This window comes from Dermacoccus sp. MPR-E5, assembly GCF_058809565.1.
This window is the reverse complement of the sequence record NZ_JBXASS010000029.1, coordinates 4,088-13,324: the sequence shown is the minus strand read 5'-3', so window position 1 is coordinate 13,324 and position 9,237 is coordinate 4,088. Positions and strand designations below refer to the sequence as shown.

The window sequence follows — 9,237 nt, the reverse complement described above, 5'->3', positions numbered from 1 at the left end:
CGGAAGCTAAGCCCTTCAGCGCCGATGGTACTGCACTCGGTAGGGTGTGGGAGAGTAGGACACCGCCGGACTTCTTCAACAGAAGGGTCCTTGATCTGATGAACGTCGTGTTCCTTGAAGCCCCCGACGGGTGGCTCGGAGCTTGAACAGTTCTTGGATCAAGGGCCCTTCTTTCATGTATGCCCTGGCTGCGCAGCCGTGGTCGATGCCCTCGCTCCGTCGTAGCAATGGGTGCCGGCTCGCCCGAGGCGCCGCCCTCGTGCCACGATGTCTATTGCCCGTCCTGAGAAGAGGAAGACATGCCTGACGAGAACACCGAGAACACGCCAGAGCGTCGCGAACGCAGTTCGCGCTGGTCGCAGGGAGGTCGCGAGGCGGCCTCCGGCGAGCGTCGCCCGGCTCGTGACGACAGGGGTTCCCGTGAGCAGCGGGGTCGGTTCGAGCGCGACGATCGTCGCTCGTCAGGTCGCGACGAGCGAAGCAGCTATGGACGGGGCAGCGACCGTCGTGACGACCGTAGAGGTGTCCGCCGCGATGAGCGTGGCTACGGTGGCCCGCGTCGGGACGACGAGCGGGGTCGTGACGATCGCCGTTCCTTCGGTCGTGACGATCGTGGGGGTTTCCGTCGGGACGACCGTGGCCGGGACGAGCGCAGCTATGACAGACCGCGTCGGGATGACGAGCGGGGTCGTGAGGATCGTGGGGGTTTCCGTCGTGATGACCGTGGCCGGGACGACCGCCGCTCGTCTGGGCGTGATGAGCGTGTTGGTTACGGACGCGGTTCGGATCGTCGTGACGAGCGGGGTGGCGGTTTCCGTCGGGATGACCGCAGCGAAAACCGTGGCGGGTTCACCGGCCGGGGGGACCGCGGTGCCGGCTGGTCGGACGAGCAGTCGTCGATTCGTGGCCCGCGCAGCTGGGACGCGAAGGCCGTGGGGGACGAGCGTCCCCGTCGCAAGCCGGAGCCGGTGCTGCCGGAGGACATCACGGGCTATGAGCTCGATAAGGCGGTTCGTCAGCAGCTGCGTACCCTGAGCAAGGAGAACGCCGAGGGCGTCGCCAAGCACCTCGTCGCTGCCGCCGAACTGCTGGACGAGAACCCGGAGAAGGCGCTCGACCACGCGCAGCACGCCGTGAGCCGGGCCGGCCGGGTTCCGGCAGCGCGCGAGGCGCTCGGTCTGGTCCTCTACCGAACGGGCGAGTTCGCCGAGGCACTGCGTGAGTTCCGGACCGCGCGCCGGCTGTCCGGCTCCGACCACCTGCTGCCGTACATGGTCGACTGCGAGCGTGGCCTGGGGCGCTACGAGCGGGCCCTCGAGCTGGCGAACTCTCCGGAAGCGCAACGCCTCTCTGAGGCCGACAACATCGAGTTGGCCATCGTCGTCTCCGGCGTGCGCCGCGACATGGGACAGTCGCGGGCTGCCGTCGTCGGACTGCGCATTCCCGCCCTGCAGAAGGCGACGACGCAGCCCTGGGCCGCTCGTCTGTTCTACGCGTATGCTGACGCGCTGCTCGACCTGGGTGAGCGGGAGGAAGCGCGGGCGTGGTTCGTCAAGGCCGACGCGGCCGACCGTGATGGCGAGACGGACGCCGCCGACCGCATCGACCAGATCGACGGCTTCGAGCTGACCGACCTCGCGCCGGAGGACGAGCAGGACGTCGACCCGCGTCTCGCCGAGCTCGACCTGAGCGCGTTCGGCGCCGTACCGCCGAACGAACCGTCAGCGTCGGTCGGGGAACAGGACCCCCGTGACTGAAGGCCTGCTCGACCGGTACGACGGCATCGTCTGCGACCTCGACGGCGTCGTCTACGCAGGGCCCGACGCCATCCCGCATGCCATCGCGAGCCTCCAGAGCACGCGCGAACATGGGACGCGCGTCGTCTACGCGACGAACAACGCCTCGCGTCCCCCGTCGGCCGTCGCGGCGCATCTGCGTGAGCTCGGGCTGCGTCTGGACGACGAGGACGTCGTCAATTCGTCGATGGCGGCAGCGCACGTGCTGCGCGAGAGTGGCGCGCAGGTGCGTATCGTCCTGCCGATCGGCGGGGAGGGCGTTGCCCGAGCGCTGAGGGGGGCCGGTTTCGTCTGCGTCGGCGACGACGATGCAGGTGCAGGGACCGGCGACATCGATGCCGTCGTCCAGGGCTACGGGCCGGATGTCCGTGCGACGGACCTCGCGGCCGCAGCGCACGCCGTCAACGGTGGTGCGCGCTGGGTCGCGACGAACACTGACCTGACCTTGCCGACCGAGAAAGGGATCGCACCCGGCAACGGCTCGCTCGTCCAGGCCGTCCGCAATGCGGTGGCGGTCGATCCCGAAGTGGCCGGCAAGCCCATGCCCGTCATGTACGACATGGCGAGTGAGCGCATCGGCGCGGCCGACGCGTCGCGCGTCCTTGCTGTCGGCGACCGGCTCGAGACGGATATCGAAGGCGCGACCCGCGGCGGGTACGACAGCGTGCTCGTGCTCACCGGTGTTCACGGCCTCGCGGACGCAGCCGCGGCACCGAAGGAGCGTCGCCCGACGTACGTGCTCGCGGATCTGCGCGGGTTGACGCAGCCGTACGAGGTCGAGACTGCCGGGGAATGCGGCCCGGGTGCGAGCGTCGCGCGCGTGCGCGGTCTGCTGACGTCCCTGTGGGAGCGCGTCGATGCGGGAGACCTCTCCGCCGAGGACGCGGCGCGCGAGATGCGTCAGGCGTGCGGGTCATGAACGTCGGGGTGCCCAGCCCGGTTGAGCTCGCCCAGCGGGCCGAGGGCCGTCGTGTGATCGCCGGGGACGGCCCGGTCGGTGACACAGAGCTGGACGATGCCGTGAGCCGCCTGCGCGAGAGCGTCGATGCGATGGCCGGCAAGTCGACGGGCGGCAATGGGTCGGTCGGCAGAGTGTCGAATGACAGCGGGTCCGAAAGCTGTGGGCCCGACGTCGACGCCGCCGACGTCATCGCTCGTGCACACGACGTCCATGAGAGCTTGCAGCGACGCCTCGAACAGGCCCAGGCATGAGTGGTGTGCGACTCGACGCCGCCCTCGTGGCGCGCGGCCTCGTGCGTTCTCGCGCCCAGGCGAAGGAGCTGCTCGACGCGGGGAGGGTGCTTGTCGACGGCAAGGTCGAGGCGAAGGCGTCGACCAAGGTGAGCGACACGCAGAACGTCGAGATCGAGGGCGACCTCGACCACTACGTGGGCCGTGCCGCACACAAGCTCCTCGCCGCGTGCGAGGCCTTTCCGGGTGTCGCGACCCGCGTCGCCGGAGCGCACGCCATCGACGTCGGCGCCTCGACCGGTGGGTTCACGCAGGTGCTGCTCGAACGGGGGGCGGCTCACGTCGTCGCTCTCGACGTCGGGCACGGCCAGCTCGCCGAACCGGTCAAGAGCGACCCGCGCGTCACCGATCTCGAGGGCGTCAACGTCCGCGACGTCGTGAGCGCGACGCAGCTCGACGGCTCACCGTTCGCACTCGTCGTCAGCGATCTGTCGTTCATCTCGCTGACGCTGGCGCTGCCCCACATGTCCTTTCTGCTCGCCGACGACGGTGATCTCATCGCGCTCATCAAGCCGCAGTTCGAGGTCGGACGCGAGAGACTGGGCAGGACGGGCGTCGTGACGTCAGTCGAGCAGCGTCGCGAGAGCATCGAGAAGGTGCTCGCGTGCGCGTCCGAACTCGGCCTCGCCGTGCACGGTCTCGCGTGGAGCCCGATGGTGGGCAGCCACGGCAACCACGAATACCTCGTCTGGTTGCGTCGCGCCGCGGTCGGTGGCGCACTCGACGACGCCTCCGCCAACCAGCGAATCCGCGACCTCACGCGAAGGAGCGAGTGATGAACCGCCGCGTCCTGCTCATCGGCCACCCGCGCCGGCCCGAGGCCTACGAGGTCGCCGAGCGACTCGTCGAAGGGCTGACGGCCGCCGGGATCGAGGTCGCGGGCATCGCCGACGAGCTGGCGGCCTTCGGGATCGCGCAGCGGCCGGGCGTCGTCACCGTCGCGCCGGAGGAAGCTGGGGTGGCGTGCGAGCTCGCCGTCGTCCTGGGCGGTGACGGCACGATCCTGCGCGCCGCCGAACTGTCGCGCGACTGCGGGGTGCCGCTGCTCGGCATCAATCTCGGCCACGTCGGGTTTCTCGCGGAGGCGGAGAAGGAGGACGTCGAGCGGATCGTCGCCTGCGTGCGTGAGCGCTCGTGGATCGTCGAGACCCGCGCGACGCTCGAGGTCGTCGCGACCGACGGGCGCGGTGAGGTGGAACTGCACCGCGGGTGGGCGCTCAACGAGGCGAGCATCGAGAAGGCCGCACGAGAGCGCATGCTCGAACTGACCGTCGAGATCGACGGCCGTCCCCTCGCGTCCTGGGGCGCTGACGGCGTCGTCATCGCGACGCCGACGGGGTCGACGGCCTATGCCTTCAGCGCGGGAGGACCGGTCGTGTGGCCGGACACCGAGGCCATCCTCCTCGTGCCGATCTCGGCGCATGCGCTGTTCGCGCGCCCGCTCGTGCTGGGGCCGCGCGCGCAACTTGCCGTCGAACTCGTGCCCGGTGCGCAGGGGCGCGCCGTGCTGTGGTGTGACGGGCGGCGCCCGTTCGATCTGCCCGACGGCGCCCGTGTCGAGGTGCACGCGAGCGACAAGCCCGTCACGCTGGCGCGCCTGAGCACCGCGCCGTTCACGGATCGTCTCGTGCGCAAGTTCGACCTGTCGGTCGAGGGCTGGCGCGGCACGCGACGCGCGCATTGAAAAGTTCATCTGTTCGTAAGCGTGTTCGAATCACCATTCGTCGCGTCGTGCCCCTAGGGTGGGAAGCGTGCTGAGGGAAATCCGGATTCGCAACATGGGTGTCATCGCCGACGCGACGCTCGAACTCAGCCCGGGGCTCAACGTGGTCACGGGCGAGACGGGCGCGGGTAAGACGATGGTCGTCAGCGGTCTCGGGCTGCTGCTCGGTGAGCGTGCTGACGCCGATCGGGTGCGCACGGGGGAGAAGTCGGCGCTCGTCGAGGGGTTCCTCGACGTGCCGGGCGAGCATGTGAGCGCGGCCGCGCTGGCCGATGAGTTCGACGTGGAGGCGGGCGACGAGGTGATCCTCAGCCGCTCGGTAGCCGCGACGGGGCGTTCGCGTGCGCAGGTGGCCGGGCGCAGTGTCCCCGCAGGCGTGCTGGCGCGCATCGGGCATGAGCTGGTCGCGGTGCACGGGCAGGCCGACCAATGGCGGCTCAAGCAGCCCGAGGAGCACCGTCAGATCCTTGACGCGTTCGCAGGCCCCGAACTCTCGGAGGTGGCGCAGCGCTACCGCGACGGGTATGTGAGGCTGAAGGCGCTGCGGGCCGAGCGGCGCGAGTTGACGCTCAAGGCGCAGGAGCGCGCGCAGCGGCTCACGATGCTCGAGGCTGGGATCGCGCGCATCGACGAGATCGAGCCGATCGAGGGTGAGGACGTCGAACTCGCGGCGGAGAGTGAGCGGCTCACGCATGCCGAGGATCTCCTGGCCGCCTCGCGTGGTGCGGGTGCGGCCCTGGCCGGCGACGAGTTGTCGCCCGACGAGCCGAATGCGCTGGCGCTCATGGCTGCTGCGCGCAGTGGGCTCGAGTCGGGTGTGACGCTGGACGCCGACCTCGCACCGTTCATCGAGCGGTTGCGGGAGGTGCAGACGCTCACGGCCGACCTCGCCGCGGACGTGGCGCAGTACGCGGCCGCCATCGACATGGATCCGCAGCGGTTGCAGGAGGTGCATCAGCGGCGCGCCGCCATCACCCAGCTGCTCAAGGCGTACGGGCCCGAACTCGACGACGTGCTCACGTGGCGTGAACAGGCCGGGCGTGAGGCGCAGGAGCTCGCCGGCTCGGACGATCGCATCGCCGCGATCGACGCCGAGGTCGCGGGGCTCACGCCGAAGGTCGGGGCTGATGCTCTCTCGCTGCACGATCTGCGTCGATCCGCGGCCGAGCGACTGGGTGAGGCTGTCACGCAGGAGCTGCATCACCTCGCGATGGGCTCGGCTCGCCTCGTCGTCGAGGTCTCGATCGCCGAAGCCGACAAGGGCCTCGAGTTGCCCGACGGGCGCCTCGTCAAACCCTCGGAGCACGGCATCGACGACGTCACGATCCTGCTGTCGGCCAACCGCGGCATGGATCCGAAGCCGGTGACGAAGGCCGCCTCCGGTGGTGAGCTGTCGCGCGTCATGCTCGCCCTCGAGGTGGTGACGTCGACGGGCAGCGTGCCCACGTTCGTGTTCGACGAGGTGGACGCCGGCGTCGGGGGCGAGGCGGCGCACGACATCGGCGCGCGCCTGGCGCGGCTCGCGCAGAGCGCGCAGGTCATCGTCGTGACGCACCTCGCCCAGGTCGCGGCGTACGCCGACAACCACCTCGTCGTCCACAAATCGCATGACGGCGCCGTCACCGAGAGCGGCGTCGCCGCCGTCACGGGTGACGCGCGCGTCACCGAGATCGCGCGCATGTTGGGTGGCGACACGACAAGCGCGGTCGCGCGTGAGCACGCCGAATCCCTGCTGACGGCGGCCGGCGCGTCACAGAAGTCGAGCGCATGAACGTTCTTTGGGTTCACATCCATCGTGCGGCAACCCTGTCGCCCGAATACCTCTCGATGAAGTAGGCTGGCATTCCGTGGTGGATCAGACGACGAAGCATATTTTTGTCACCGGAGGCGTGGCCTCCTCCCTCGGAAAGGGCCTCTCGGCATCCAGTCTCGGCCGTTTGCTGCGTTCGCGCGGCCTGCGCGTCACGATGCAGAAGCTCGACCCCTACTTGAACGTCGACCCGGGAACGATGAACCCGTTCCAGCACGGTGAGGTGTTCGTCACCGAAGACGGCGCGGAGACCGACCTCGACATCGGTCACTACGAGCGATTCCTCGACGTCAACCTGCACGGGCGCGCCAACGTCACGACCGGCCAGGTGTACTCCGATGTCATCGCACGCGAGCGTCGCGGGGAATACCTCGGTGACACGGTGCAGGTCATCCCGCACATCACGAACGAGATCGTCGAGCGCATGCGCGCCGAGGCGAACGGCGACGACGCACCCGACATCATCATCACCGAGATCGGTGGCACGGTCGGCGACATCGAGTCCTTGCCGTTCCTCGAGGCCGCACGCCAGGTGCGCCACAACGTGGGGCGCGACAACGTCTTCTTCCTTCACGTCTCGCTCGTGCCGTACATCGGCCCCAGCGGTGAGCTGAAGACGAAGCCGACGCAGCACTCCGTCGCTGCACTGCGTCAGGTCGGCATCCAGCCCGACGGGCTCATCCTGCGCGCCGATCGCGAGATCCCCGAGCCGATCAAGCGCAAGATCTCGCTCATGTGCGATGTCGACTCCGAGGCCGTCGCGGCCGCCGTCGACGCGCCGAGCATCTACGACATCCCCCGCGTGCTGCACTCCGAAGGGCTCGACGCGTACGTCATCCGCCGCCTTGGCCTGCCGTTCCGTGACGTCGACTGGGCCCAGTGGGACAAGCTACTCGATCACGTCCACCGTCCGGCGCACGAGGTCGAGATCGCCCTCGTCGGCAAGTACATCGACCTGCCCGACGCCTACCTGTCGATCACCGAGGCGATGCGCGCCGGCGGTTTCCATCACGACACGAAGGTGAAGATCCGCTGGGTCGCCTCCGACACCTGCAGGAGCGACGCGGGCGCGAAGAAGGCGTTGTCGGGTGTCGACGCGGTGCTCGTGCCCGGCGGGTTCGGCGTGCGCGGCATCGAGGGCAAGCTCGGCGCGCTGAAGTGGGCCCGTGAGAACAAGGTGCCGACGCTCGGCATCTGCCTCGGCCTGCAGTGCATGGTCATCGAGTACGCGCGCAACGTCGCGGGCATCGCTGACGCGTCGAGCTCCGAGTTCGACCCCGAGACGTCACACCCCGTCATCGCGACGATGGAGGAGCAGAAGTCGTTCGTCGAGGGCGCCGGCGACCTCGGTGGCACGATGCGCCTCGGCGCCTACCCGGCGAAGCTGCTCGACGGCTCGGTCGTGGCGAACGCCTACGGCACGACGGAGGTGAGCGAGCGTCACCGTCACCGCTACGAGGTGAACAATGACTACCTCGAGCAGGTCACCGACGCTGGACTCGTCGTCTCGGGTACGCACCCCGAGCTCGGGCTCGTCGAGTTCGTCGAACTGCCGAAGGACGTTCACCCGTACTACGTCTCGACGCAGGCTCATCCGGAGTTCAAGTCGCGACCGCACCGCGCGCACCCACTGTTCGCGGGGCTCGTCGAGGCCGCGCTGGAGCGACCGAGCAAGTGACGACGTGCGGCCGCTGTTCGGGCCGCGTGTCATGAATCGAGGAGGGCGATGCCGGAGACGGCGCCGCCCTCCTCGGCGTTTCTTGGGACGTCGGCCTGCGACGTAGCGGCCGGGCGCGACCGGGTGCCAGTCCGGTGTGTCAGGATCGGTGGCATGACTTCCATCCACCCCACGATCACCCCCAGCGAACTCGTCGACGACTACACCCCCGCGCCCGTCGTGCGCAGCGACGTCGTCTACGAGGGACGGGTCTGGGACGTCGTCCAGGAGGAAGCCGATCTCGGCGATGCCGGGCGCGTCACCCGTGACTTCGTCCGCCACCCGGGCGCCGTCGCCGTCCTCGCCATGCGCGGCGAACCCTGCGCCGAGGACGTGCTCGTCATTCGCCAGTACCGGCACCCCATCGGTGCGCAGGAGTGGGAGATCCCGGCGGGGCTGCTCGACGTCGACGGCGAGCTGCCGCACGAGGCGGCGCTGCGTGAGCTCTACGAAGAGGCCGACCTGCGCGCCGGGCGTCTCGACCTGCTCATCGACTACGCCTCGTCACCGGGCGGGCTCTCGGAGCAGCTTCGCGTCTTCCTCGCCCGCGACCTCACCGACGTGTCGGAAGATGACCGGTTCGAGCGCGAGGAGGAAGAACTCGACATGCCGACCGGCTGGGCTCGCCTCGACGACGTCGTCGACGCAGCGCTCGCCGGGCGCCTCCACAACCCGGCGCTGCTCATGTCATGCCTCGCGGCTCGCGCGGCGCGCGACGCGGGCTGGGCACCGTTGCGCGCCCCCGACACCCCGTGGTCGGTGCACCCCGCCTTTGCTCCGAAGCAGTAGCGGGTCAGCGGTAGCCGCCGCGGCGGCGCACCTCGGCGGCGATGCTCTCGCGTGACGCCCCGGTGGCCAGCATCGTCATGACGAGCAATCGCACCTGCACGGCGCGCAGGTAGCCACCCATGACGACGCCGCGGCGCTGGAGGTCGACCTC

The 9,237-nt window shown here is 69.5% G+C and carries 8 protein-coding genes; all 8 read left to right on the top strand.

Going from position 1 to position 9,237, the window contains the following annotated elements:
* Positions 1-932 precede the first annotated feature (932 nt).
* The 8 genes from AC1RS9_RS14235 (at position 933) to AC1RS9_RS14200 (ending at position 9,086) form a co-directional block, all read left to right on the top strand.
* Positions 933-1,757: a tetratricopeptide repeat protein gene (locus AC1RS9_RS14235; RefSeq protein ID WP_136788439.1), complete on the top strand. Its 825-nt coding sequence runs from the start codon at positions 933-935 to the stop codon at positions 1,755-1,757.
* Complete coding sequence (locus AC1RS9_RS14230) at positions 1,750-2,715, top strand: HAD-IIA family hydrolase (protein WP_074045220.1); 966 nt, start codon at positions 1,750-1,752, stop codon at positions 2,713-2,715. Before AC1RS9_RS14235 ends, AC1RS9_RS14230 begins: the two co-directional genes overlap by 8 nt.
* Positions 2,712-3,008, top strand: a complete 297-nt coding sequence (locus AC1RS9_RS14225; protein WP_115296134.1) for a hypothetical protein — start codon at positions 2,712-2,714, stop codon at positions 3,006-3,008. The genes AC1RS9_RS14230 and AC1RS9_RS14225 overlap by 4 nt, the downstream gene beginning before the upstream one ends.
* On the top strand, positions 3,005-3,823 hold the full coding sequence (locus tag AC1RS9_RS14220) for a TlyA family RNA methyltransferase (RefSeq protein ID WP_074039492.1): 819 nt from the start codon (positions 3,005-3,007) through the stop codon (positions 3,821-3,823). Before AC1RS9_RS14225 ends, AC1RS9_RS14220 begins: the two co-directional genes overlap by 4 nt.
* Positions 3,823-4,731 (top strand): NAD kinase, encoded by a 909-nt coding sequence (locus tag AC1RS9_RS14215; RefSeq protein ID WP_074039489.1) that lies wholly within the window; start codon positions 3,823-3,825, stop codon positions 4,729-4,731. The genes AC1RS9_RS14220 and AC1RS9_RS14215 overlap by 1 nt, the downstream gene beginning before the upstream one ends.
* Before the next feature lie 67 nt (positions 4,732-4,798).
* The gene (gene recN, locus AC1RS9_RS14210; protein WP_492921941.1) at positions 4,799-6,541 is read left to right on the top strand and encodes a DNA repair protein RecN; all 1,743 of its coding nucleotides are present in this window, start codon (positions 4,799-4,801) and stop codon (positions 6,539-6,541) included.
* Between the two features lie 79 nt (positions 6,542-6,620).
* Positions 6,621-8,258: a CTP synthase gene (gene pyrG, locus AC1RS9_RS14205; RefSeq protein WP_492921939.1), complete on the top strand. Its 1,638-nt coding sequence runs from the start codon at positions 6,621-6,623 to the stop codon at positions 8,256-8,258.
* Between the two features lie 153 nt (positions 8,259-8,411).
* On the top strand, positions 8,412-9,086 hold the full coding sequence (locus AC1RS9_RS14200) for an NUDIX domain-containing protein (RefSeq protein ID WP_492921937.1): 675 nt from the start codon (positions 8,412-8,414) through the stop codon (positions 9,084-9,086).
* Positions 9,087-9,237 lie beyond the last annotated feature (151 nt).